This is a genomic window from Bacillus sp. AFS073361 (assembly GCF_002567005.1).
In the GTDB taxonomy this organism is placed as follows: domain Bacteria; phylum Bacillota; class Bacilli; order Bacillales; family Cytobacillaceae; genus Neobacillus.
Map to the genome: position 1 here is coordinate 1 of NZ_NUZU01000050.1, position 1,388 is coordinate 1,388.

The following is a 1,388-nucleotide window of genomic DNA, read 5'->3' on the forward strand; positions in this document are numbered from 1 at the left end:
CGAACCGAATGCCGTACAATAGATACTTGTCTTTGCTTATCAAAATAATCTTCGCCTAAGTCAACGTACATTTCTTTTCGGGTTAGAAGGTAATATGCGATTCGCAACATCGCATGGGCGACTACAATTGCTGCCTTTTTCTTTCCCTTTCGTCCAGCTGTGCGTCTATACAGTGCACCGAGATAGTTTTTTGAACCTCTTACTGATTTGGCTGCTTCTGTTAATGCGGATCTTAAATACTTATTTCCCTTTTTTGATCTGCTAGATTTTCTTTTTCCTGCGCTTTCATTGTGTCCAGGGACCAAGGCTGCCCATGAACACAAATGTGCGGCAGTCGGGAATTGGTTTCCAACATCCGTACCAATTTCAGCTAAGATTTGTTCAGCCATTCTTGTGGCGATACCAGGAATGGAATCGAGTCGTTCTATATCTTCTTGATATGTGCTTACTCTTTGCGCTATCTCTTGGTCTAACATTTCAATTTGCTCAGTTAGAAAATCAATGTGAGTTAAAATCGTTTTTAACATTAAGCGTTGGTGTGGGTTTACATAGCCCTGAAGTGCCAATTCAAGTTCTTCTTTTTTCTTTTTCATTGTACGACGAGCGAAGTTTGCTAGTTTTTCAGGATCTTCTTCACCATCTGCGATTGCTCGAAGCATATCTTTCGATGAAACACCCATAATATCAGATACAACAGAACCTAGTTTAATGTTGGCTCCTTCTAAAACCTTTTGAATCCTATTATGTTGTCTGGCGCGTTCTTCAATGATACTCCGGCGATAGCGAACAAGTTCCCGCAGTTCTCGTTGATTCCGATCCGGAATGAAACTTGCTTTCAGTAGTCCATGACGAAGAAGTTGGGCTATCCATTCGGCATCTTTAACATCCGTTTTGCGTCCCGGAAGTGCCTTCATGTGTTGAGCATTTACAACTAAAAACTCTATTCCTTCGGACTCTAATAAATTAACAATAGGTTTCCAATAAACACTCGTACTTTCCATAGCTACGTGAGTACAATTATTCTCCTTAATCCAGTCCAATAACTTTAATAGAAAAACCGTTTTATTAGAAAATGTTTGAATCTCCTTTCCTTGTGAAGTCATAATACAAGCAGTGATATTGTCCTTATGGACATCTAATCCACATGCTCTTTCAATGATAACATCCACTGAAATCTTCCTTTCTAGGCTTGAAAATTGGAGGCTGGTGCAACAATCAGAATTAGGATTAATCTACCATGAGTGCTTCCCGAAAGGGAGCGACAGTTTGTGGTGCACCGTGGTCGTTGGAGTCAGACTAACGGATGGGCTCTAAGGCACCATAGTTGATCGACCTTCCTCTCCCAGCCATAGAAGCAGTATGGACGGATTCAATACATTTTCATTCTT

1 protein-coding gene is annotated in these 1,388 nt (G+C 40.7%); it reads right to left on the reverse strand.

Annotated elements, in window-relative coordinates:
* Nucleotides 1-1,169: IS110 family RNA-guided transposase (locus COJ96_RS24370; RefSeq protein WP_098576399.1), on the reverse strand; the 1,169-nt coding region annotated here is incomplete at its 3' end.
* Nucleotides 1,170-1,388: the final 219 nt, after the last annotated feature.